This window comes from Azospirillum sp. A26 (assembly GCF_042604635.1).
In the GTDB taxonomy this organism is placed as follows: domain Bacteria; phylum Pseudomonadota; class Alphaproteobacteria; order Azospirillales; family Azospirillaceae; genus Azospirillum; species Azospirillum palustre.
In genome coordinates this window covers 1918125-1942043 of sequence record NZ_CP170473.1, presented here as the reverse complement: position 1 = coordinate 1942043, position 23919 = coordinate 1918125, and the positions used below count along the sequence as shown (strand labels likewise).

At 67.0% G+C, this 23919-nt stretch carries 17 protein-coding genes and 2 pseudogenes; 5 read left to right on the top strand and 14 right to left on the bottom strand.

Annotated features, from left to right (window positions below):
- Positions 1–18: 18 nt before the first annotated feature.
- Genes ABNQ39_RS22780 through ABNQ39_RS22765 form a run of 4 tightly spaced genes read right to left on the bottom strand, consistent with a single transcriptional unit; the run spans position 19 to position 4509 of the window.
- Complete coding sequence (locus ABNQ39_RS22780; RefSeq protein ID WP_376960803.1) at positions 19–981, bottom strand: substrate-binding domain-containing protein; 963 nt, start codon at positions 979–981, stop codon at positions 19–21.
- On the bottom strand, positions 978–1985 hold the full coding sequence (locus tag ABNQ39_RS22775; protein WP_376960801.1) for an ABC transporter permease: 1008 nt from the start codon (positions 1983–1985) through the stop codon (positions 978–980). The genes ABNQ39_RS22780 and ABNQ39_RS22775 overlap by 4 nt, the downstream gene beginning before the upstream one ends.
- Positions 1982–2986 carry an ABC transporter permease gene (locus ABNQ39_RS22770; protein ID WP_376960799.1) on the bottom strand — a complete coding sequence of 335 codons (1005 nt, stop codon included), beginning with the start codon at positions 2984–2986 and terminating at the stop codon, positions 1982–1984. The genes ABNQ39_RS22775 and ABNQ39_RS22770 overlap by 4 nt, the downstream gene beginning before the upstream one ends.
- Positions 2983–4509: a sugar ABC transporter ATP-binding protein gene (locus ABNQ39_RS22765; RefSeq protein WP_376960797.1), complete on the bottom strand. Its 1527-nt coding sequence runs from the start codon at positions 4507–4509 to the stop codon at positions 2983–2985. The genes ABNQ39_RS22770 and ABNQ39_RS22765 overlap by 4 nt, the downstream gene beginning before the upstream one ends.
- A 154-nt stretch (positions 4510–4663) precedes the next feature.
- On the opposite strand from ABNQ39_RS22765, the gene ABNQ39_RS22760 reads away from it, so the two are divergent.
- Positions 4664–5677: a LysR substrate-binding domain-containing protein gene (locus tag ABNQ39_RS22760; protein ID WP_376960794.1), complete on the top strand. Its 1014-nt coding sequence runs from the start codon at positions 4664–4666 to the stop codon at positions 5675–5677.
- Between the two features lie 405 nt (positions 5678–6082).
- On the opposite strand, the gene ABNQ39_RS22755 is transcribed toward ABNQ39_RS22760, so the two are convergent.
- Both ABNQ39_RS22755 and ABNQ39_RS22750 read right to left on the bottom strand, forming a co-directional pair.
- Positions 6083–6250: a hypothetical protein gene (locus tag ABNQ39_RS22755; protein ID WP_376960792.1), complete on the bottom strand. Its 168-nt coding sequence runs from the start codon at positions 6248–6250 to the stop codon at positions 6083–6085.
- Between the two features lie 41 nt (positions 6251–6291).
- A pseudogene (locus tag ABNQ39_RS22750) lies at positions 6292–6474 on the bottom strand (DDE-type integrase/transposase/recombinase); the annotation flags it as partial.
- Between the two features lie 219 nt (positions 6475–6693).
- On the opposite strand from ABNQ39_RS22750, the gene ABNQ39_RS22745 reads away from it, so the two are divergent.
- Positions 6694–8346: a hypothetical protein gene (locus tag ABNQ39_RS22745; protein WP_376960790.1), complete on the top strand. Its 1653-nt coding sequence runs from the start codon at positions 6694–6696 to the stop codon at positions 8344–8346.
- A 22-nt stretch (positions 8347–8368) separates the two neighbouring features.
- Here ABNQ39_RS22745 and ABNQ39_RS22740 read toward each other — a convergent pair whose 3' ends face one another.
- The 3 genes from ABNQ39_RS22740 to ABNQ39_RS22730 all read right to left on the bottom strand — a co-directional run bounded on the left by ABNQ39_RS22740 (position 8369) and on the right by ABNQ39_RS22730 (position 12793).
- The gene (locus ABNQ39_RS22740) at positions 8369–9544 is read right to left on the bottom strand and encodes an FAD-dependent oxidoreductase (protein ID WP_376960788.1); all 1176 of its coding nucleotides are present in this window, start codon (positions 9542–9544) and stop codon (positions 8369–8371) included.
- A 19-nt stretch (positions 9545–9563) separates the two neighbouring features.
- Positions 9564–11417 carry a LodA/GoxA family CTQ-dependent oxidase gene (locus tag ABNQ39_RS22735; RefSeq protein WP_376960785.1) on the bottom strand — a complete coding sequence of 618 codons (1854 nt, stop codon included), beginning with the start codon at positions 11415–11417 and terminating at the stop codon, positions 9564–9566.
- A 65-nt stretch (positions 11418–11482) separates the two neighbouring features.
- Positions 11483–12793: a ferritin-like domain-containing protein gene (locus tag ABNQ39_RS22730; protein WP_376960782.1), complete on the bottom strand. Its 1311-nt coding sequence runs from the start codon at positions 12791–12793 to the stop codon at positions 11483–11485.
- A gap of 329 nt (positions 12794–13122) precedes the next feature.
- On the opposite strand from ABNQ39_RS22730, the gene ABNQ39_RS22725 reads away from it, so the two are divergent.
- A complete protein-coding gene (locus ABNQ39_RS22725) occupies positions 13123–15066 on the top strand; it encodes a di-heme oxidoredictase family protein (RefSeq protein ID WP_376960780.1) in 1944 nt (647 codons plus the stop codon).
- Here ABNQ39_RS22725 and ABNQ39_RS22720 read toward each other — a convergent pair.
- The 3 genes and pseudogenes from ABNQ39_RS22720 to ABNQ39_RS22710 form a co-directional block, all read right to left on the bottom strand.
- A pseudogene (locus tag ABNQ39_RS22720) lies at positions 14963–15205 on the bottom strand (hypothetical protein); the annotation flags it as partial. The gene ABNQ39_RS22725 and the pseudogene ABNQ39_RS22720 overlap by 104 nt on opposite strands.
- A 67-nt stretch (positions 15206–15272) precedes the next feature.
- Positions 15273–16679, bottom strand: a complete 1407-nt coding sequence (locus ABNQ39_RS22715; protein ID WP_376960777.1) for an L-serine ammonia-lyase — start codon at positions 16677–16679, stop codon at positions 15273–15275.
- Between the two features lie 115 nt (positions 16680–16794).
- A complete protein-coding gene (locus tag ABNQ39_RS22710; RefSeq protein ID WP_376960775.1) occupies positions 16795–17994 on the bottom strand; it encodes an HAAAP family serine/threonine permease in 1200 nt (399 codons plus the stop codon).
- Between the two features lie 438 nt (positions 17995–18432).
- Between ABNQ39_RS22710 and ABNQ39_RS22705 the strand changes: the two genes are divergently transcribed.
- Positions 18433–19521: a LytS/YhcK type 5TM receptor domain-containing protein gene (locus tag ABNQ39_RS22705; RefSeq protein WP_376960773.1), complete on the top strand. Its 1089-nt coding sequence runs from the start codon at positions 18433–18435 to the stop codon at positions 19519–19521.
- 27 nt (positions 19522–19548) lie between these two features.
- A protein-coding gene (locus ABNQ39_RS22700; RefSeq protein ID WP_376960771.1) for an IS3 family transposase occupies positions 19549–20720 on the top strand; the annotation gives its coding sequence in 2 pieces (ribosomal slippage) (positions 19549–19834 and positions 19834–20720; 1173 coding nt in all).
- Between the two features lie 91 nt (positions 20721–20811).
- On the opposite strand, the gene cas8c is transcribed toward ABNQ39_RS22700, so the two are convergent.
- Both cas8c and cas5c read right to left on the bottom strand, forming a co-directional pair.
- Positions 20812–22656, bottom strand: a complete 1845-nt coding sequence (gene cas8c, locus ABNQ39_RS22695) for a type I-C CRISPR-associated protein Cas8c/Csd1 (RefSeq protein WP_376960719.1) — start codon at positions 22654–22656, stop codon at positions 20812–20814.
- Positions 22653–23216 (bottom strand): type I-C CRISPR-associated protein Cas5c, encoded by a 564-nt coding sequence (cas5c, locus tag ABNQ39_RS22690; protein ID WP_376960717.1) that lies wholly within the window; start codon positions 23214–23216, stop codon positions 22653–22655. The genes cas8c and cas5c overlap by 4 nt, the downstream gene beginning before the upstream one ends.
- Positions 23217–23919: the final 703 nt, after the last annotated feature.

Genomic DNA, 23919 nt, shown 5'->3' with positions numbered 1-23919 from the left:
GCCTTCGGTTCGATATGGTCAGGGCCGGTAATCGGCCGGGGCGACGACCGAGCTTAGATCGACCTCGCCCAGCGTGTCAGAGGTGACGAGCAGCGCCGGCAGCACGACCTTGGCCTCGACCGGCTTCTTGCCGGCGGCGGCCAGCGCCTGGGTGAAGGCGGCGCGGCCCTGCGCCACCACCTGCTGGATGGAGGTGCAGGCCAGCTCGCGGTCCTTCAGCAGCTGCTGCGCCGTCGGGCTGAAGTTGGAGGCGGAGACCCGCACCGCCGGCATGCGGCCGGCGGCCTTCATCGCGGCGACCACGCCGGCCGCCATGTCGTCGGTGGCGGCATAGACGCCCTTCAGCTCGGGGAAGCGCTGGGTCCAGTCCTCCGCCGTGGTCAGGGCGGCGTTGCGGTTGTCGGCCAGCCGGGATTCGGCGACAACGGTCACCTCCGGCGCCTCCTTCGCCAGCGTCTCGCGGAAGCCCTTGGCCCGCAGGTCGGACCAGGCCTGCCCGGTCGGCCCGGCCATCATGGCCACCTCGCCCTTGCCGCCGATGGCCTGGGCCAGACAGCGCGCCTGGAGACGGCCCATGTCGTAATGGTCGGCGCTGACCGTCGCGCTGAGCCGGTCGCTGTTGGGCGGCGAGGAAATGCCGACCACCGGGATGCCGCGGCCGACCGCCTGCTCCACCACCGCCCGCACCGCGTCGCCGTTGGTCGCGCCGACGATGATGGCGGCGACGCCGCGCTGGGCCAGATCCTGGATCTGGGCGATCTGCTGGCTGGTGTTGGCGTCGCCGCCGGCGTTCAGCTTGACCAGCGTGACGCCGGCGGCCTTGGCCTCCTGCTCCGCCCCGTAGACGGCGGAGATCCAGAAGGACGAGGCGAGGTTGGGGATGGCGAAGCCGATGGCCTTGTCCTGTGCCAGGGCCGGCGCGGTGGAGAGCAGAAGGAGAGCGGCAAGGCTTCCGGCGAAGCGGATCGGGGAGCGGGTCATGTCCGTGTCCTTGATTGGGAGGGGAAGGACGGCAGAGAGCGCAGAAGCGTTTCGAGAAGGCCGGAGGCGATGATGACCACCCCGACGGCGATCTGGGCGACGAAGGGCGAGACGCCCTGGAGGTTGAGACCGGTCAGCAGCACCTGGATGAAGGCGGCCCCGGTCACGACGGCGGCCACGCTGGCGATGCCGCCGCTGAGCGCGGTCCCGCCGATGACCGCGGCGGCGATGGCCTGAAGCTCCATCCCCGCCCCCTCGGTCGGCAGGCCGGAGCCGGCGCGGACCGTCATCAGCACCCCGGCGAGGCCGGCGAACAGGCCGCACAGGCCATAGGCCCAGAGCTGGACGCGCCGGGTGTCGACGCCGACCAGCGCCACCGCCTCGGGGTTCGAGCCGGCCATCAGGATGCGCCGGCCGGCGAGGCTGCGGCCGACCAGCAGGGCGGCCCCGACCGCCAGGACCAGCGCCGCCCAACTGGCAGGGGGCAGGACCGGCATCGGCTCGAAGCCGAGGCGGGTCACCGCGCCGGCCGCGTCGAGCGGCACCACCTGCCCGTCGCCGGTGATCAGCAGCGACAGGCCGCGCACCGCGATCAGGCTGCCCAGCGTGGCGACCACCGGCTGGAGGCCGAGCGTGCCGACCAGCGCGCCGTTGACCAGCCCGCAGAGCAGCCCGGCCAGCGCCCCGGCGGCCAGTCCGGGCAGGCCCCAGGCATTGCAGGCCATCGCCGCACAGACGCTGGACAGGGCGGCGACGGCGCCGACCGAGATGTCGAAGCCCCGGGTCGCCAGCACGAACATCTGGCCAATGGCGAGCAGGGCGAGAACCCAGACCTGCGCCCCGATGTTGGCGGCGTTGCCCAGGCTGAGGAAGCGCGGCGCGGTGGCCGCGAACACCGCGACCGCCAGGATCAGGCAGAGCGGCGCGACCCGGAAGGGGATGGGAAGGATGGAGCCGGCGGCGCGCAGGCCATCGGCGGAGCGGCGCAGGAGACGGGCGCTCATGACCGGTCCTCCTCCGGCTGGCGGGCGGGCCGGACCGGCAGCAGCAGGAGCAGCAGGGGCGCCCGCTGGAGGATCACGGCACCGAGGATCACGGCGGCGATCATCAGCTGCTGATAGGCGACGGGCAGGTTCAGCAGCACCACCGCGTTGTTCAGCATGGCGATGACCAGCACGCCGCACAGGGTCTGCACCGCCCTCCCCTGCCCGCCCGCCAGCGGGATGCCGCCGACGGCGCAGGCCGCGATGGTCTCGAAGGGCAGGTTGGGGGCGAGGCCGGGCTGGCCGGAGGCAACCCGGCTGGTCAGGATGACGGCGGCAAGCGCGCAGAAGGCGCCGGCCAGCAGATAGCCCGCCAGCACCACCCGCCACACCGGGATGCCGGACAGCCGTGCCGCCGTGCCGTTGGCGCCGACGAGGTACCAGAGCCGCCCGGCGCGGGTGTGGGCGAGCAGGAGGTGCAACAGGGCGAAGCTTGCCGCCGCCGCCAGGATCGGCACCGGGATGCCGGCGACCCGGCCGCGCGCCGGCCAGGAGAAGGCGTCGCTCGGCGGCGCGTCGATCGGCAGGCCGCCGGCCAGAACCGCCGCCCCGCCGCCGGCCACCATCAGCATGCCGAGCGTGACGAGGAAGGGGGGCAGGGAAAAGCGCGCGACCAGCGTGCCGTTGACGAGGCCCACCAGCAGCACCGACGCCGCACCGGCCGCGAAGCCGCCCGCCACCCCGGCGGACGGCAGGGCCAGCACCGTCACCACGCTGGCCAGCGCCGCCGACGCGCCGAAGGAGAACTCGATCCCGCCGAGGATCAGCACGATGGTCTGGCCGCAGGCGGCGATGCCGAGGATGGACCCGACCCGCAGCAGATTTTCCAGATTGCCGGCGCTGGCGAAGCGCGGCACCGCCAGGGCGAAGACACAGAACAGCAGCAGGACGACCCAGACGGCGGCGGGCGGGTTGAGACGGCCGGAGAAGCGGCGCGGCCGGGCGCCGGTCAGGGCCATCATGCCGCCCTCCGCCCGGCCAGCCGGTCCATCAGGGCGGCGCGGCCGGTGCCGCGCGGCAGCTCGCCGTCGAGGCTGCCATGCCGCACGACCAGGATGCGGTGCGACAGAGCCATGACCTCGTCGAGGTCGCTGGAGGCAACGACGACGGCGACGCCCCGGCCGGCGGCCTCGACCAGCGCGTCGTGGATGGTTTCCCGCGCGGCGATGTCGACACCGCGCGTTGGTTCCAGCACCACCAGGACCCGCAGGTCCGGCACCGCCAGATTGCGCGACAGCAGCAGCTTCTGCTGGTTGCCGCCGCTGAATCCGGCGGCCGGCCGCTCCGGCTGGAAGGGGTGCAGGTTCAGCCGGCGCAGCCAGGGCATCAGCGCCGCCGCCTCGCCGCCCGGCCGCAGCAGCCCGCCGCGCGAGAACAGCGCGACGGTCGAGGAGGAGGCGTTCTGGAGCGCCGCCAGCGGGCCGAACAGCCCCTCGGCGTGGCGGTCGGCCGGAACATAGCCGACCCCGGCGGCGACGGCCCGCACGCGGTCGCCCGGCGGCAGCGTCTCCCCCCGCACCGCGAGCGTGCCGGCGGCGACCGGCCGGGCCCCTGCCAGCGCCGCCGCCAGTTCCAGGGCGCCCGACCCGACCAGCCCAGCCAGCCCGACGATCTCGCCGGCCCGCACGGTGATGTCGGCCGCAGCGTCCGCCGGCCCCAGCATCAGTCCGGTCGCGGTCAGCACCGGACCGCCCGGCTGCGGCAACACGCGGTCGCCGGACTCCACCATGTCGCCCAGCATGGCGCGGACCAGCTCGGCGCGGCTGAGCGAGGCCAGCGGCTCGGCGTCGATCACCGCGACGCCGTCGCGCAGGACGGTGATGTCGTCGGCCAGCGCCTCGATCTCGTCGAACTTGTGGCTGATGAAGAGGACGGCGGTGCCCTCCGCGCACAGGCGGCGGACCACACCGAACAACCGGTCGGTCTCGTCATGGGTCAGCGCGGCGGTCGGCTCGTCCAGCACCAGCAGCGTGCAGCGCTGCCCCAGCCCGCGGGCGATCTCCACAAGCTGGCGCTCGCCAACCGACAGCCGCTCGACCGGCAGATCGAGGTCGCAGCCGAGGCCGACCGCGTCCAGCCAGGCCCGCGCCGTGGCACGCGGCACCAGGGCCGGCCGGGCACGCAGACCCGCCGCCCCTGCGATGGCGAAGGCCGATAGGTTCTCCAGCACCGACAGATGAGGAAACAGGCTGAGATGCTGGTAGATCGGGATCACTCCGGCGGCAATCGCCTGCCGCACCCCGGCGAAACGGGTCGGAACGCCGTTCAGCGCGATCCGCCCGCGGTCGGGCTGGATCGCGCCGACGACGATCTTCACCAGCGTGCTCTTGCCGGCACCGTTCTCGCCAAGAAGCGCATGGACCTTTCCCGGCCGCAGCCGCAACGAAGCGTTGCGGAGCGCGCAGGTCGCCCCGTAATTCTTGGCAATGCCGCTGACTTCGAGCGTCCAAATCTTACCGGGATCGCCCCTTGTCTGTCGTGTCATGGCTGTTCGTGTCACGGTAACCCTCGCGCTTGCCCTGTTTCTTTTGAACTCTGACGGTTCAGTGACAGGAAGCGTGCCGGAGGACACCGGACCTCACAAACGACTTGTTCGGCCCCTATGCATGACCTAGGCTCATCCATGGGAGGCCATGCCGATGCCGAAACGACCGCTGCCGCCGCTCAACACCCTGCGCGGGTTCGACGCCGCCGCGCGGCACCTCTCCTTCACGCTGGCCGCCGACGAGTTGCACCTGACCCAGGGCGCGATCAGCCGGCAGGTGCGCGACCTCGAGCTGGCGCTGGACTGCCAGCTGTTCCGCCGCATGACCCGGCGCATCGAACTGACGCCGGAGGGCGAGGATTTCGCCCGCACCGTCCGCGATACCTTGAGTGAGTTGGAGCGCTCGGCGCAGCGGATCGGCCGGTCGCGAACGATGCGCACCCTGACCATCTCGATCCTGCCGACCATCGCGTCGCTGTGGCTGATGCCGCGCCTGCATCTGTTCACGCAGGCCAACCCCGGCGTCGAGGTGCGGATCATCTCGTCGATCGAGCCGTCGAACCTGCTGGCGCACGAGGCCGACATCGCGATCCGCGTCGGCCGCATCCCGGGCCGCCGCTACGAGCGCGGGCAGCCGCGCATCGACCTGGACATGGTGACGAGCTGGGACGGCGTGCAGGCGGACGAGCTGTTCCCCGACATCCTCCGCCCGGCCTGCGCACCGGAGCTTGCGGGCGAAGCTGTGCTGGAGGGCGGGCGGCCGCTGGTGCGCCTGCCGCTGATCCACACCTCCAGCCGCCGTCACGCCTGGCCGGACTGGCTGAAGGCGACCGGCGGACAAGCCGTCGCCGGAACCGGCGGCGAGCTGGAGTTCGGCCATTTCTTCATGTCGCTCGACGCCGCCCGCCAGGGCCGCGGGATCGCCATCGTGCCCGACATCCTGCTGGCGCAGTACGACCGCCGCGCCGAACTGGCGATGCCGCTGCCATCCGAACTGCGCAGTGCCGGCGAATATTACCTGCTGATCCACGAAAGCCGGCTGGACGATCCCCGGACGCAGGCTTTCCGCGACTGGATCCTGGCGGAGGCCCGCAAGGCGCGCGACGGCTTGACGCCCCCGGCCGGCCGGAGCGTCGGCACAATTCCTTCGCAGCTTTCCGATCTTTAGCGCTGGAACCATCCATCATGACGGATCGATCTGCGGCTTCGATGCCATCCGTAGGGGCGGCTCCCCTTTTTTGGCGGCCGGCGCAGGAGGATTGAGGTCCGAAGGAGCCCGTAGCCGCCGTTCACAAATTGCAGCTCGTCGCATGTAACCGCGACCGAACGCATAGCCTCCTTGTCACGGCGGCGTGCCTCCGCTTTTTCGGCGGCGCACGCATCAGGATCTTAAAAACCGTACATGCATGTTTTCATTGCAGCTGCGATCCCGAACATTGTCCAAATCCCCACGGTAGGACAAGGTCGACAGCCGAACTCCCACTCCCGAATTGGCAGCCAGGAAGTGTAAAAGGCGCGTCTGCAGCCATTTCGCTGCGAAGCTGTGACCGGAGGCGATGACGAGGTGTCCGGTCTAGGATTGCGGGGCGGCCCGCCGGGTCGCTTCGGCAATCAGTCCCAACGCGTGTTCGATCTCGTGGGCGTAAGCCTGCCTCGTGGTCGTGAGAACCGCCCGGCCTGCATGCCACTGAAAGAACGCTGCCCCCAGAAATTCCTCCAGCTGCTGAATCTGATGGCTCACGGCTGAGGGTGTCACGCCAAGCTCTTCGACGCCCTGGCTGAAGCGGCCCGATAGGACCGGAGCTTGTCGGCGGTGACCCGAGTGGGCGCGAAGCCGCGCTTCTTCAGTAGCTTGCGCATCAACTTGCCGGCTGCCCTCTTGTTCCGCCGGCGCTGGATAAGAACTCCCAGCACTTGGCCTTCGTCATCGACGGCCCGCCACAGATACATCAGCTGGCCACCGATCACGCGACAACGCCAGCGTCCCTGCTCCAATCAGCGCCCTCTCCACGATTGAAAAATAAACCAAAGTATAGTCAAATATAAGTCCTGAGCTGTCGAAAATCATACACAGGTAATCATGGCGGAGTACCTGAATTTGATGCCGCGAGATACCTTTGTATTCTAAGTAATGATTTTTGTTTGCTCAAGAATCGACGAATCATTGATTGGAGCGATTGACTTATGAGCGTTGCATTGACCCAACTCCAGAACGACCGGCTGGTTCATATCCTGGAGGGACTGAAGGCCGGGAAGGTCCCGTCGGCGGGCGATCCGGCGCATACGGCGTTCCTGCAGGACAACGCCGAACGCAGCGGCCTGACCCCCGAGCGCTACCCGGGGCTGTTCAAGGCCATCGGGAGCGGAGGCGCGGCGACGAGCAGAGCGACCGAGAGCAGCGGCGTTACCGACGGCCAGTATGTCGAGTACATTTCGAGCAGTCAGAGCAACAAGGCGGTCACCGCCCGCGCCGTCCTGAGCCGGATCCGGCCGGTGGCCCAGGCCATCGTCTGGCTGAACGTCGTCAACGAGACCGGCGGCACCAAGACCTCGCTGGCCTCCGGTGTCGCGGTCAGCTTCGCCACCCAGACGATCTTCGTGGAGACCGACCCGGAAACCGCCCTGCCGCCGCTGCCGACGGGCACGATGACCGGCATCATTTCCTTCGCGATCACCTACCAGGACGGCACGGTCGAGGTGTCCTCGACCGCGGCTCCCTGGGCCTCTCAGGCGTCGCGCGACCCGGTCGTCGTCGATCCCGCTATCCGCAGCGACCGCAAGACCGGCGACCTGAACGACATCGTCATCGGTCTGGCGCGCGGCTACGATAACAACCAAGGCACAAAGAATGATACCGACGTTGATTACCGATATTACCAAAATATGCACGATCTTGGGACAAATCCTTTGCTTGTTCCTTTGTACGGGACCATGAGTTTTGACCACGAGCTGGCTCCGCTCGACAGCTACCCTCCGTTCTTGGAATTCTACCTGGCTCACAAGGAGGGCGGCATCTCCGAACTGACCGGCGGCGACGCTTCGCGCTACCTGTCGCACTTCCGAATCGACAGTAACGATGGGAAGACGCTGAAGTTTTTGCTGAGGGCGCCCTTCAACGATCCGGGCGCCGCCGTCGAATTCCCTTCCAAAAATTGGGTTGCGGACACGCGGGCCTTCTTCAGCGCCCGCTTCACCGTGACCTTCAAGGACTATGAAAGGTATGGATCGGGCTGGTCGAGCATCGTCAGCTCGCTGAAGCCGGACACCGATTCGAAGGACGGCGTCGCCTTCATCAAGCCCATCGTCTTTGTCTGGCACTGTCTGGTCGCCGGCACGCAGATCACGCTCGCCGACGGCACGACCAAGGCGGTGGAGGACTTCACGTCCGAGGACGTCGTCGTCAGCGGCGATGGAACGCGGCCGGTGCAGGCGACCCTGGCGCAGCCGCACAGCGGGCCGATCACCGTGCTGGAGTTCGCCGACGGCGCCACACTCGCCGGATCGGCCACCCACCCGGTGGTGACGCCGTCCGGCACGGTCCATGCGGGGGCGCTGGCGGTCGGCGACACGGTGCTGACCCGCCACGGCACGACGACGGTGACCGCCACCCGCCAGGAAACCCAGACCAACGGCAGCCTGTTCAACCTGTGGCTTGTGCCCGAGGGGGCCGGGCCGACGACCATGATCGCCAACGGCATCGTGGTCGGCGACTACCAGATCCAGGTCCAGCTTCTGCGGGACGCCGCCCAGGACGACCGTGCCGTCCGGGCCAAGCTGCCGGAAAGCCTGCATGTGGATTTCGACAGCTGGGTGGCCGACCGGGTGGCGTCGGCCTGATCCAGGCTCACCGCATCCACGCTCACCGCGCGGCCCGGCGGCTCCAGAAGGGGGCGTCGGGCCAGCGGCCCCCGGCGGTGTAATGGCGGGTCCGCTCGGCCAGATAGCGGCGCAGCGTGTCCTCGGCGCGCCGGGCGTAGCCGATCGCGGCGTCGCGCGCTGCGGCGCCGTCGCCGGAGAACCAACGCAGGATGGTGTCAGCGGCCGCCAGCGCGTCGTCGAGCGCCCCGGCGATGCCGGAGGAGGTCAGCGGGTCGAAGCCGATCAGCGCGTCGCCGACGGCGATCCAGCCGGCGCCGACCGCCCGGTCGACATGCTGCGAGGCAGCCGAGAAGACCGCCGGAGCCGTTCCGGCGCCGGGGCCGTCTTCAGGCGGCGGAACCAGGTTGCGCAGGCGCGCGGTGGCCGCCCAGGCGGAGCGGAAGGCGTCCGCGCCGGCCAGACCGCCGGCGCGGGCGATGTCGTCGTCCGTCATCAGGGTGACGATGGCCCGCCCGCCCGGCAGCACCGCCGCGTACCACCAGCCGATCTCCACCGCCTCCACGAAGGAGCGGCCGTGGAAGCCCCCGCCGGCGGGCCCGGCGGCCGGAGTGGCCTCGACCGCCAGGGCGATCAGGCGGTCGAGCCGCCGCCGCCGCGCACCGAGCGCGGTCGCCAGCGGCGCCCGCCGGCCGCCGGCGTCCACAACCACGCGGGCGGTCACGCTGCGCCGACCGCCCGCATCGCGCAGCCCGACGGTCCAGCCGCCTTCCGGCCGGCGTTCGATCCCGGCCAGGGTGGCGGGGGCCAGGAGGCGGGCGCCGCGCTCCGCCGCCGCCTCGCGCAGCCAGCGGTCGAAGCGGGCGCGGTCGAGATGCCAGCCGTGCCCGCTGCCCCGCCGCAGGAAGTCGTCGGCGCTCTCCCCGTCGCCGTTCCACAGGCTGAGATTGCCGTGGTAGGGGCGATGGCCGAGCCGCCCGAGATCGTCCGGCAGGCCGAGCCGGGCCAGCAGCGGTCCGACGTTGGGCGTCGCCGATTCGCCGACCCGCAGCGCCGCCCGCTCCGGCGAGCCGTGGGCGGCGCGGTCGACCAGGACCACGCGCGGCACGCCGGCCGCGCGCAGGGCGAGCGCGGTGGCGGAGCCGGCCGGCCCCGCCCCCACGATCAGGACGTCCGCCGCGTCCGTGCCCGGAGGCGCGCCCGGAATCGGGTCACGCAACGCTTCAGGGGACAACGCTTCAGGGGACATCGGCCACCAGCGGCCGCGCCGGCTCGCCGATCCCCGCGGTGTCGCCCTGGGAGCCGGGCGTGCGGGGAAGCCGGCGCGCCACCTCGACGAAATAGGGATCGCCGTCGGTGCCGATGTTGAAGACGAAGCCGAGCTGGTCCCACAGCTTCACCATGTCCAGGTCGTCGGCGAACTGGATGTAGTCGTCGGCCTTCTGGTTGTACTCGGTGCCGATCCACGACACCTGTGGCCCCAGGGCCGGGCTGGGCTCGGCTAGGAGGGCCTTGGGGTCGGGCGGCAGATAGACGAATTCCGGCCGCTGCGCCGGCCACCACCACAGGATCCGGCCCTCGATGGGCTGCGACGAGCATTCGTTGAAGTCGGCCTGCCAGGGGACGGCCATGTAGCGGCTGACGTCGCCGGGCTCCATGCCCGCCGCCGGATCGAAGCCGAGGCTGAGCGGGCCGGAGGCGTTCACCCGCGCCTTGATGCGGAAGGGGCCGTCGTAGATGGCCGGGTTGCGGGAGATCCAGGTCATCTCGATGCCCGGCGAGAAGGCGCCGCCGACGCAGTTGGCCAGCACGCCGCGGGTGACCGGATCGCCGGCGGTTCCGGCCGGTTCGGCCCCCCGCTCGAACCAGCCGTCGGCCCATTGCTGAAGGAGAAAATACTGGGTGTCGGTCAGGCGCAGGTACTTCGAGGTCGCCGCGGTGACGGTGCCGGGCTTCGAGGCGCCCAGCGCGTCGTCGCCGGCCAGATAGGGCATGGCGGTGGCGCCGGTGCTGGCGTTCACCAGGACGTTGTCCGCGCCGGGCGGGCGGATGATGTCGAGGATGTAGGCGCGGAAGCCGTTGAGCTTGGGATCCGGATCGCCGAGCCTGCCGAAATCGAAGCTGTGCGGCTTCGGCGGGATCGCCGCGACCCAGGGGTAGCGGGCGACCCGCTCGAAGATCGGCTTGATGTCGGTCTCGAAGAAGGGCTTGTAGCCGGTCGGCCCGGTCTTCCACATCCCGTCCGCGAACAGGTCGGGGCGGAGCCCCTGCTTGCGCACCACGACGTCGAAGATGGTGTCGTACAGCGTCACCAGATTGGGGATCTGCGGCGCGTAGGACGGCGGTCCGACCATCACCCAGGCGCCGCCGACCTCCACGTCGGGGGGGCCGTCCTCGTCGTCCAGCAGGCTGATCTTCACCGACACCGGCCCGTCCGAGGTGTCGTCCCACCAGCCGTCGTTGTTGGCGTACTGTCCGATGTGGGGCGACGGCCTGTCCGATCCGGAATGCCCCAGCCCGCCCAGCACCAGAAGGCGGCCCTCCTCGTCGGTGCGCAGCTCGCCCAGCGTGTCGATGGGGTAGGGCTTCAGCCCCTCCGGCGGAAAGCTGCCGGCGTAGCCCGGCGGGATGGTGTCGCGCGAGAAGTGCTCGGCCGGGGCGTCGCTTCCCTCGATCGAGCGGGGGCCGGCGTCGATCATCAGGGCGCGCCGATCCTCCACGCCGGTCCGGTCGGCGTTGCGCAGCGGGTGGTTCGACGCGTAGCCGTCCTCGCCCTTCGAGGTCTGGAACTCGTACCAGCTCGACTTCTTGTTGGCGAGGTGGACGTACCAGCGGATCGAGGCCACGCCCGCGCTTTTCAACGTGACCTCCTCGGGCGGCCCGCCGTCGACGCTGCGCATCAGGCGGAAGCGCGCCGCCTGCCGGCACAGCCGGCCCTCGGCGTCGCGGAAATCCTGCTCCCCGACGGGGCGGCCGTCGGGCAGGGTGGGCAGGGCGCCCTCCGTCTCGGGGCCGATGTAGAAGGCCGTCGGCGCGTTGCCGACGCGGGCGATGCCGATGGCGGGGACGATGGAATAGACGGTGTTGGACATGGTTTTCCCCTCGCTGTCCCGATCTGGCCGGGCTGGGTGGTGCCGTTTGGGCGGTGCCGGCCGGGTTACAGCCCGAGTCCGATGGCGTCGGAGCGGCTCTTCAGCGTCCGGACGCCGTCGATCACCCCATGCAGCGCCTCCCGGTGCTTGGGGGCCGGGCCCGGCGGGGCGGGCGGCGCCACCGGGGCGACGAGCAGCGCGGGCAGCCCCTGGCCGGCCAGCAGTTTGTCGAGGGCCTGCAGCGCCGCGAGGAAGCCGTCGAAGCTGGCGCCCTCGACATACTCGAAGGTCGGGGCGGCGTTGGGCCCGACCGCCGGGTCGCCGTCGGGGAAGACGGGAAGCTGCATCACCAGATTGGCCAGGGTCGGCAGCTGGTTGTGCATCAGCGGCAGGGCCAGCGTGAAATAGGAGTCCGCCGCGCCGCCCGCCTTGGTGAAGGAGGCCTCCAGGCTCTGCAGCATCACGCTGTAACCGATATTGAACGCCTTGACCGCCTGCACGGCCGTGGCGTTGGTGAAATCCGACACCCGCGGGTTGGAGACGATGGGAAGCGTGTCGGGGAAATCCGGCGCATCGGCCACGCGCAGGAACTTGTAATAGTGCGACAGCTCGTAGGGCGTGCCGAGGATCGGCCCGTAGGTGCCGTCGGTACGGGCGCCGTAATGCTCGTAGGCGCCGTAGGGCTGCTGGGGGACCAGCGGGTGGGTCGGGTTCACCGCGCCCTCGCCCTGCTGGACGATCTGCTGGATGCCGAGTTGGGCGCTGTCCGCGTCGGTCACCTTCACGGCCTTGCCGCCGAACTTGCCGAGGTAGATGTCGGTGCGCTGCTCGGCCGCCGGATTCTCGGCGAAGACCGCCGCCGGGCCGTACTGCTCGACACAGCGCTCGATGCCGTCCGAGAGGGCCTTGTAGAGCTGGCCGATGGTCTGATAGTCGCTGCCCTGCGGCGGCGCGGTGAAGGGGGCGGGGGTCTCGATCGCCATGAAGACGTTGCGGAACACCGCCTGCGAGGCCCGGTACAGCCCGACATAGGGTGTGGCGGTGGTGCTGGCCGAGGGCAGATAGGCCGGGTAGACGGGCACCACGCTTCCAGTCAGCTTGGGCTGCCCGCCGATGCCGACCAGGATGTTGGCCGCCTGGTTGAGGTGGAACATCTCCTCCACCACGACGCTGCGCAGCGCCTGGTAGGCGGCCGAGCTCTTGTCGGTGATCGAATAGAGCGCCGTCAGATAGGCGGGCACCGTGGTGAATTCGACCTGGATCGCCAGCTGTGCGGCGGCGCGCAGATCCGCGAGAGTCGAAATCGGCGTGTAGGCGACCGACAGCGGGGCCGCCGCCTTCCCCTGCGCCCGTTCCAGAAGACGTTGTTCAGTCATGGTCCGCGTCCCTCCCGCTCGGTGATGCCGCTCGCGCGCCGCTGTTCCGGCACGCGTTGATGCGTCGCGTCCGCCGAATATCAGGAAGAAATTTCAAATAATCAACGAGTCAATGTCCATTTCCGAATGCGCATACCATGATATGATTTCGGAAGCTTCGCATATTTCTCCGGACTTTATCTGAACGAGCACGAATAATTTTGGAGTTTCCGGCATTACAGGCCGCATAAAATTAGATTTCTAAGTATATTGACCTGAATTATTTGGTTTGATTTTCGAGAATGCTCCGACAGTATCGGGCGATACGCAAAAATCGGGAGTTCATGCGCATGGCAAGCGTTCGCGTCGCGGCATGGCCAATCGTTATAATGGGCCTTTCGGCGTTCCTCACCTCCAAGGCGGGTGCCCAGCAGGCCAACATCACCGAAAGCGTGACGATCCAGCAGCAGGATGTGATGAAGGGTAGCGTACCCCTGCGGCGGATCCTGGAATCCGGCGCGCATTTCTTCAGCTATCCCTACTTTCCGCAGGATGGCTGGGGCGAGGGCGCGGACGGCCCGCGCGCGTGGCAGCGCAAGGCGCTCTACCCGAATTCGCCGTTCAGCCCCTACGCGACGGCGGACGGGACCGTGCCGCCGCCGATCCCCTTCCTGCGCCTGAACGGCATTGACAGCCAGAGCTGCTACGAGTGCCACACGTCGATCGGCGCCACCGTCCAGCCCGACCTCGCCGGCGCCAACCCGCCCGGACCGGCGACCCGCACCCAGCCGGCGATCGGCGGCGCCGCCGGCATCGCCAACACCGCCTTCATCAACGGCCAGTTTCCCAACCCGCTGACCCAGCTGGTCCGCAACCCGCCGCACGTGTTCGGGACCGGCTACACCCAAGCGCTGGCCAACGAGATCACCGGGCTGCTACTCGGGCAGCAGGCCCTGCTCGCCGACCACGCCCGCTACACACCCGACAAACCGGTGACCCTGCCGCTGGCGGCCAAGACCCTGTCCTTCGGCTGGCTGGGCGCCACCTACGACAGCAAGGCGCAGCGGATCGTCTATGATTACAGCCGGCTGACCGGGGTCTCCCCGGATTTGGTCGTGCGCCCGTTCCAGTGGAAGGGCATCGCCTCGTCGGTCCGCCACTTCGCAGCCTCCGCGACCCAGTTCCACTTCAGCATGGAAGGGGTGGAGATCGTCGGGGAGAACAACGACAACGACGCCGACGGGGTGATCAACGAACTGAGCTATGGCAACGTCGGGGCGCTGACGAGCTTCGTTGCGATGACCCGGCCGCCGGTGGTCGAGACCCCGACCGATCCGGCCGCCAAGGCCAGGGGGGCCCGCGGCGCGGCGCTGTTCGCCGGCACGGCGGCCGACGCCGGGCTTCCGGCCGGCATGTGCGCGTCCTGCCATCTTCCGGTGCAGACGCTCAACCGGCCCGTGGTGACGATCGAGTGGGGCACCGTGCTGGGACATCCCGATCAAGCCGGCTCCGACGCCGGGATCGCGCTGCCCTCGCGGGTCCAGGGGCGCGCCGAGGAAACGCGCAGGCGGACCGTCGCCTCGCCGACGCTGGTCAACGCCCTGCCCGGCACCGACCATCTGCCGGTGGTGCGCGAGGCGCGGGCGCGGCTGGCCAAGGCGTCGGCGGATGCCGGCGCGGCCGTCCGCCAGGGCGCGCCGGACGCGGCGGTCGCCGCCCTCTACGCCAAGGCGGTCGCCGATGCCGACACCGTGGCGGTCGGCGGGCTGGAGATCAACCTGAACACACTGGCGAGCCGGGCGTCCACGACGCTGCCGTGGCAAAATCTGGACGGCGGAAAGGCCGAGGATCAGGCAGGGCCGCTGCCGGCCTACGCCCGCGCCCGGCTGCCCTTCAAGACGCCGGACGCTCCCCTGGACGTGCCGCTGCTGAGCGACCTGCGCCTGCACGACATGGGCCCCTGCCTCGCCGACATCGCGCCACAGGGCACCGACGTGGCTGACATCGCCGTTCCCCCGCAGCAATTCCTGACCCGACCCCTGTGGGGCGTTGCCGACAGCTGGCCTTATCTGCATGACGGACGCGCGCTGGATCTGGTCCAGGCGATCCGCTTCCATGGCGGCACCCGCCCGGACAGCATCGCAGCCGAGTTCCCCTACCAATGCGCCGGCAGCGAAGCGGACCCGGTGATCAACGCCTTCTACGCCTTGAAACCTGACGACCAACAGGCGCTGATCGCTTATCTGGCGAGTTTGCGTCTGCCGCCCCTGCCTGGAGCGGTGGTGCCGTTTTGACCGAATAGCGCGCTTCGGCTCCGGTGGGCGGAATGGTGTCGACGAATTCGAGGATGCGCCGGTCATCGAAACAGTCGACCCATTCCAAGCTGGCAAACTCGACGGCCTCCAGGCTGCGCCATGGCCCGCGGCGTCGGATCGGGTTCCGTTGCAAAGTTTGACGCAAAGTTTGACGGTGGGCGCGGAGAGGCGCAGCGCCCACGTCGTCAGGCGGCCCAGTTGATGCCATCGGCGTCCTGCGCCGAGCGCGAGGACAGCGCGACCACCTTGACGGCAAGGCCACCACAGGATGTCTCGCGGTATTTCGGATCCATGTCCCTACCGGTCTCGAACATCGTTTCGATGACCTTGTCGAGCGAGACGAGCGGTTCGCTGGTCCGGTGCAGGGCCATGCGCGTCGCGTTGATGGCCTTTATGGCACCCATGGCGTTGCGTTCGATGCAGGGAATCTGCACCTGTCCGCCGACCGGGTCGCAGGTCAGACCGAGATTGTGCTCCATCGCGATCTCGGCGGCGATGCACACCTGTTCGGGACTGCCGCCCATCAGGTCGGCCAAGCCGCCCGCCGCCATTGAGCAGGCGACACCGACTTCGCCCTGGCAGCCGACCTCGGCGCCGGAGATCGAGGCGTTCCTCTTGTACAGCGCGCCGATGGCGGCGGACGCCAGGAAGAAGCGCACGCAGGCGTCGTCGTCCAGCGGCTTGATGAAGGTGTGATAATAGGCGAGCACCGCCGGGACGATGCCGCAGGCGCCGTTGGTCGGCGCGGTGACGACGCGTCCGCCCGCCGCGTTCTCCTCATTCACGGCGAAGGCGAACATGTTCACCCAGTCGACCACATTCATCGGATCGCGCGACAGCGCTTCCGACGACGCCAGCTGGCGGCGCAGCAGGGCGGCCCGGCGGGGCACCCGCATCGGCCCCGGCAGCACGCCCTCGGTGGTCATGCCACGCTCCATGCAGGCACGCATCGTCTGCCAGATGGCGGAGAAATAATCGCGGATTTCCTGATGGCCGTGCAGGCTGAGTTCGTTCTGCAGGATCAGGCCGGAGAACGACAGACCGGTCTTGCGGCAATGCGCCAGCAGATCGGCGGCCGAGGTGTAGGGGTGGGGAAACTCCACCTCGTCTCCGCTCTGCCTGCCGAAATTCTCCTCGTCGACGACGAAGCCGCCGCCGATCGAATAATAGGTCTTGCCCAGCAGGAGCCGGTCGCCGTCGAAGGCCTGGATCGTCATGCCGTTCTCGTGCCGGGGGAGGTTGGACCGGTGGAAGGTGATGGCGGTCGGCGGGAAGTCGATCTGCCTGCCTTCCCGGCCAAGCGGAAGGCGGTGCGAATTGCGCACCTGTTGCAGAAAAGCGGGGATGGTGTCGATGACGACGCTGTCCGGCAGGTTGCCGGCGAGGCCCAGCATCAGGGCGGCATCGGTGTGGTGGCCCTTGCCGGTCAGCGCCAGCGAACCGTAGATGTCGACCGCGACGCGGGTGGTGGCATCGACACCGCCGCAGGAGCGCAAGGCATCCACGAACTGCTTGGCTGCCCTCATCGGTCCCACCGTGTGCGAGCTGGAGGGGCCGATACCGACCTTGTAGAGGTCGAACATACTGATCATGGCTTGCTTCTTTCCTGTGGGCGGCCCTGGGGCGATGGTCTTCTGGTCGACGCTTCAGGCGGCTGCCCGTCACGTCTGGACGGGGCACCGCCCGAAGCGGAAAGCGGTGTGGGCGTCAGAGGCTGAGCAGGGAGTAGAGGATGGCGGAGATCGCCACGCTGCCGATGAAGATCACCACCACGTTGCCCGGCTGGCCGGCATATTTGCGCATCGCCGGCACCTTGCGGATCGCGTACATCGGCATGATGAAGAGCAGGGCGGCGATGATGGGGCCGCAGAGCGATTCGATCATGCCGAGGATGCTGGGGTTCAGGGTGGCGGCGATCCAGACGGCGGCGACCATGAACAGAGCGCTGAAGCGGTTGATCGCCTTTTCGTCGACCGGCTTGTCCTGGCTGCGCAGATGCTGGGAGATCAGCCCGTTCAGACCTTCGCGGGCGCCGAGATAATGGCCGAAGAAGGATTTGGTGATCGCCACGAAGGCCACGGCCGGGGTCAGCAGCGCCATCAGCGGATTGTCGAACTTGTTGCCGAGATAGGACAGGATGGAGATGTTCTGGGCCTTCGCGTCGGCCAGTTCCTGCGGGCTCAGGCTGAAGACGCAGCTGAAGACGAAGAACAGAACAACCAGCACCATCATGGCGACCGCGTATTTCTCGATGCGGGTGGTCTGGGGTTCCGCCTCTTCGCCATAATGGTTCTGCTGGGCGACGACGAAACGCGAGATCGCCGGGGAATGGTTGAAGGAGAACACCAGGGCCGGGATGCTGAGCCACAGCGTCAGGCTGAACTGTCCGGCGGTCGGCACCTGGTCGAGGATCGCACCGTTCCAGTCGGGGGCGAGATACAGGCCGATGCCCATCAGGACCACGACGAAGGGGTAGACGAGCCAGCCCATGATCCGGACGACCATCTGTTCACCCAGCTTGATGACACCCATCAGTCCGAGAATCAGGCCGAGCGACAGCAGGATGCGGGGCGGCGGCACCATGCCCAGCTGATGCACCATGAAGCTCTGGACCGTGTTGGTCAGGCCGACGCCGTAGATCAGCAGGATCGGCAGGATGGTGAAGAAATACAGCAGGGTGATGAGCTTGCCCGCGGTGCTGCCGAAATGCTCGGTCACGACCTCGGTGATGTCGCTGCCCGGCTTCGACGAGGACAGGATGAAGCGGCACAGCCCCCGATGGGCCAGATAGGTCATGGGGAAGGCGATGACCGCCATGACCGTCAGAGGCCAGAAGCCGCTAAGGCCGGCATTGATGGGAAGAAAAAGTGTCCCAGCCCCAATTGCAGTTCCGAAAAGACCAAGCATCCACATTGTATCAAGCTTGGTCCAAGGCAGTGGAGGATTGCCGAGTCTCGTGGATTCCGTTGAGATGCTGACCATTTTATGCCTCCAGCATGCCTTCCATCGTGGATCTTCAAGCCATCACGATAAGGCTGCGCTTTGTTGACCTGGAGGAAGCCTATCAACGCTCCGCTGGCAATTCCCGGCCGAACTCAGGAGCGGTGGAATAGCGAAATGAGCGGCGGAATGGAAAAATGAGCGGAGGCCGCCGGAGGCGAGCGGTGTGATGGAGGGATGGGCGGTGCGGCAGGCGGTGCCTTTCGCCGCATCTCCAACCCGGTCCCGACCGCCGCTTCTTCCTGGCCTTTCGGCCGCGGATGGGCCAAACCAAGCGCCTCAACCAAGCATGAGCCGCCGCTCGCCTGCCCGCACCGGACGCGCAGGTGCAGGGAGTCCTGACCGATGCAAATTGATCCCGTGGGCCTCTCGCTGGTCCTTCTCCAGCAGATGTGCGTCTATCTCGTGGTGGCCTATCTCCTCAGCCGGACGAAGATCTTCATTCCGCTGACGCACGCCACGATCCGGCCGCCGCACAAGCTGGCCTGCTACGTCATCTTCTCCCTGTTCTGCATCATGGGGACGATCCTCGGCATGCCGGTGGTCCATGCCATCGCCAACACGCCGGCGATCGGCGCGGTGCTCGGCGGCCTTCTCGGCGGGCCGCTGGTCGGGCTTGGGGTCGGCATCACCGGCGGGCTTCACCGCTATTCGTTGGGCGGGGCCTTCGCGCTCGCTGCCGGAATCGACATCGTCGTACAGGGGATTCTGGGTGGCCTGATGCACCGCCATCTCATCCGGCAGGGCAGAACCCGCGCCCTGTTCGATCCCGTAAAGGCCGGTACCCTGACCTTTGCCGGGGTGCTTCTGGAACTGCTGATCGACCTTGCGGTGGCGAAGCCCTTCGACCAGACGCTGGAGATCGTGCGGCTGATCGCGGTGCCGGAACTGATCGCCAACTCACTGGGCGCCGCGCTGTTCATGGGGATTCTGATCGACCGCCGCGCCCTGATCGAGCGGCAGTCCAGCCTGTTCTCCGCCAAGGCGCTGGCCATTGCGGCGCGCGCCGACGGCGTGCTGCGCCGGGGCTTCAACCAGGAAAACAGCATGACCGTCGCGCGGATCATCTATGAGGAGACCGGGGTAGGCGCCGTCGCCATCACCGACCGCGAAAAGATCCTCGCCTTCATCGGCATCGGCGACGACCACCATCTTCCCGGCACACCGATCTCGTCGCTGAACACGTTGGAGGCCATCGCGCACAATGAAGTCACCTATGCCGACGGCAACGAGGTGTCCTATCAATGCTCGATCAGCCCGACCTGCCCGTTGGGGGCGTCGCTGGTCATCCCGCTGGTCGGCGAGGACAGCCATGTCATCGGCACCATCAAGTTGTATGAGCCCAAGACCAAGCTGTTCTCCACCATCAACCGGACGCTGGGCGAGGGCATAGCCAAGCTGAGCCTCCTCCGGATCGGTGGACACCTTTGTTAAGCTCCCGTTGGGAGCGGAGAGGTGGACATGACAACGACACGGCGCTTTTTCACGGACGAGTTCAAGCGAGAGGCAGTGGCCCTGCTGGAAAGCAGTGGCCGGCCCCTGGAACACGTTGCCAAGGAGTTGGGCATCCAGCCGTCGATGCTGCGCACCTGGCGGCGGCGCGTATCCGGGTCAGCGGGGCCAGCGCAGCTCCCCACCAAGCAGGCGCCGGCCCCGCTGGCCGCCGGCGATCAGTCGGCGGAGATCGCGCGCTTGAAGCGCGAACTGGATCGTGTCCGTATGGAACGAGACATACTAAAAAAAACTGTGAGCATTTTCTCGGAGCCTCTGAAATGAGGTTCCGGATCATTGAGGACTGCCGCGACGAATACCCGGTTCGATTGCTCTGCGACGCCCTCGGCGTGTCGTCTTCTGGCTATTATGCTTGGCGCACGCGACCGGAGAGCCCGCGCAAGGCGGCGAACCGGCAGTTGCTCGATGACATCCGGCGACTTCACGCCGATCACCGCGAGCGCTACGGAGCCCCGCGCATTCATGCCGCCCTGCGGGCACAGGGCCGGACCGTCAGCCGGGGGCGCGTCGAACGCCTCATGCACCGTCATGGCCTTCGGGCTCAGCGCCCCCGGGCCTTTCGGGTCTGCACCACCGACAGCCGCCACGCCCTGCCGATCACCCCCAACCTCCTGGACCGCAACTTCGCTCCAACCGCTCCGAACAAGGTCTGGCTCACCGACATCACTTACGTGCCGACCGACGAGGGCTGGCTGTACGTGGCGGTGGTCCTCGACCTGTTCAGCCGCAAGGCGGTCGGCTGGGCCATGCGCGATCACCTGCGCACCGAATTGCCGCTGGCGGCGCTCACCATGGCCCTCCAGTGCCAGCAGCCCGCCCCCGGCCTTCTGCACCATTCCGGCCGCGGTTGCCAATACGCCTCGGCAGACTACCGCAAGGCTCTGAAAAACCATGACATCACCCAGTCGATGAGCCGTAAGGGGAACTGCTGGGACAACGCACCAATGGAAAGCTTCTTCGGAAGCCTGAAATCGGAACTCGTCCACCATCACCGGTACGCGACACGCGAGAATGCCAAGCGCGACCTGTTCGCCTACATCGAAGGCTATTACAATCGCCAACGCCTCCACTCGGCAATCGGCTATAGAACACCTGAGCAGGCCGAGCTTCAGGCCGCATAACCCGGTGTCCATCGTTCCGGGGGAAACTCAGCCGTTCTTCACCTCGAAAAACAGGACGCACTCGTGGCGGTTGGAGACAGCAGGCATGGGCTCATTCCTCCGGTTGGGCAACCGTATCGGCAACCTCTGAATCAGGTTTGCGAGCGTGGCGTTGGTGGTAATAGCCGACAGCGAAGCGGCCTTGTGCCATCGGCTGCAGTTGGCGCGGAAGATTCATGTCCAGATCGCGCATGATCTCGTCGATCTCCCGCTCGAACCAGACAGCGAGGCCGCGGGTCACGCGCTCCCTGTGCAGTACCTTCAAATGATGGGGGGTGGTGCGCAGCAGCAGGGGAAAGACGCTGGCCGGCGTGGCCGAGGCCGCACCGTAATAGCGATCACGGACACTGGCGTTGAGCCGCCCCAAGGCGGCACGCTGGACGTTCTCGAGAACAGCGAACAGCCGTCCGAGCCGGTAGGCCTGGTCGAACTCCGTACGATCGAGGCTCACTGGCACCTCCCTGGCCGGATCGGTGTATGGATTGGCGCTGCCACGCCGGTGCCGGTGGGCAGCACGCTGGAGGATCGCTTTGCACAGGGCAGCACGCGGGCCATCGACAGGTTCACCGGCACGCAAGCGCTGAAGGACCGCCGCCAAAAGGGTCAACGGATAACGCTCTCCCGTCAAAATCGCCCGCATCAGGTCGCTGGCGAGTTGCTGAGGAACCGACCCGGAGCGTCCCTGCCGTGCCATGGCATAGAGCAGCGCCGCCGGTGAGGGAGGTATTTTCCAGGCCGGCGGCTCGATCCGCAGATCGCGCCAGTGAGCGGTCAGCCGATCGATCAGCGCCCCCGCCGTCACCTCCTGCCAGAACCGCACCGACAGGCGTGGGCCGTTCGGCATGAGACCGAGGATAGACACGCGGACACTGGGCTCTATGCCAAGAGCGGCGGCTTGCGCAGCGGCAGGCTTCTCCAGCCATTCCCAGCTACGGCGAAAAACCGGGCGCCCCTCTTCATTGATGGCAGGAGCGGGTGGTCCGGTAGGCGCCAACAGGCTGCCCACCAGTGCCTCGATCCGACGGGCCGCCGCCTCACCATTGACAGCGGCGTCAGCCCAGAACACCATGGTGATGTCCCCGATCCGGAGTTTGGATCGGGTGCCCGGTGCCAGCAGCGCGTTGAGCGCCGCGCCGTACCGGAAGGCAGCAGCTTCCGAGACGGGAGCGTTGTCACCCTGGACCTTGCCATGGGATCTGAAAGCAGGCTGGTGGAAAGACACCAGTGATGCGCCGGTCGTCGGGGCTCCCCACACACCCTTGATCGCAGGGTGCAGGCGAGCAACCGGGGCAACCTGGCCAGTGACCAAACACACCGCCTTGGGTCGGTCACCCTCGATGGCATGGGGTTCCCACGCGGCCTGGGCTGGTGGCCGATCATGCAGAAAGCGCGGCCGACCGGCGGCATCGACATCGTCGAGCAGGCGAAAAACAAGTGTGCGATCGAGCAGCGCCGGCGAGAACGGCGGTTGCCGGAAGCGACTTGGCGTCCAGCTGCGCAGAAAGCGCAAGACCGCCAGGAGGCCAGGATCCTCTGTGCCATCCAGCAGCCGCTCGTGCCAATCACGGAAGGCCTCGGCACGCGCAGAGTGAGCGGTTGGTTCCGTGCCCTCCGGCGGGCTGCCGAGCCCGAGAACGAAGTGACTGTTGTCCCAGAGGAAGAAGGGCCGGGGCTTGATGCCGGATCGCGTGAAGGAGCGTGGGACCGTCATCGACTGCCCGCCGCCGCGGTTCCGTCCGTCAGTGGAAAGGCGGAGGTCGTCACAGGCGACGGGCTCGCCGTCTGCCGACAGCACCAGCCCGAAGGCAATGCGCTCACGGGTGAAACCGAAGGACGGAACATCGCAGCGACGTTCCAGCCGACCATAATGGGAGGTGAGAGAGGCGAGGACCGTCATGACCGCACCGCCGTAACAAAGGGTGGAACGCTGATGACGCCGTCGCGCAGAATGGCGTGGAAAAACCGGGCGGCGTGATTGTCGGCGTAGTCGATATCGAGCAGCATCGGACCGAGATCGCGGTCGCGCTGGTCATCGGGCAATTGATGCTCAGGCATCCGCTCCTCCCACAGCACAACGTCGGCTGGAAACTCGCGGGTGCCAAGATAGGGCGAGCGGAAATACTGGCCGCGCCGGGCCCGGCGACGAAAGATGGTAAGGGGTTCATCCAGCCTGTCACTGCTTGGCGCATCATCCGTCAGATGAAGGCGAGCGGAAATCAAATAATCGACGTCAACCAAGAAAGTCGTGTCACGGCGCTGCCGGATGTCCGCGGCGTCCTGCGGCAGACTTTGAATGTCACCGCTCTGCTTTGCATGGCGCACGGAAATAGCCGAGATGCGGTCACCGATCTCGTTGCGCGTCAGCGACTGGAAGCGAATCGGTTTGAGCACATGAATTTGGTCGATGACCCAGCGCAGCCTGGGACGCCAGTAAACAGCTTCAAGAATTCCGCACAAGATGGCTATGTTAGAGGCTTTTATTCCACGTCGCTCTGTTGGCTCGGGCCGCCATTTTCAAACACGGTTGTGGCGAAACCATTTTATGGTTCCAGCGAGTGCGTTATATGGGTGCTCTCGTAACACTTTATGGTTCCATCCAGACCCGCTCTGGAAGGAACCATAAAAACACAATTGGCACCCTTTGATTTCATTGGGATATCGGCGAAATCTGGAACCATAAAGCGCAACGTTGGAACCATAAAATGGTCTTTGGAGGCCGTTTTGGAACCATAAATTAATACAGTGAAATCTTGGAAACAACGATGGAAGGCTGTATATTTTGTGAGTGTTTTTATACACCCAGAGCGCGAGTTTTGTCCCGAGTGTTGACGGCTGTAAAGGCACAAAATCATTGATTAGCGTATCAGAACTTTACCATTTCATTCCATAATGAGTCCAGCGCAGGCAATGATCTTATCGTCTTCTTTGTCGTAATGAACAATCGTAAGTTTAGCGACGCCAAAACCGTCGGAAACCAGTATGGTCAATTAGAGTATTTCAGCTGTATACTCCCATATTTCTGATTGATGGCGAGATTGACGCTTCAGGCATTTGTCTCTCACCTCCGCGACATTCTGATCTTTCCAGATCAGAATGTTCGCTCTATCACTCTTTGACGGACAACCGACAGCAGTTGGGGCATGCGTGAACGGGGGAAGCA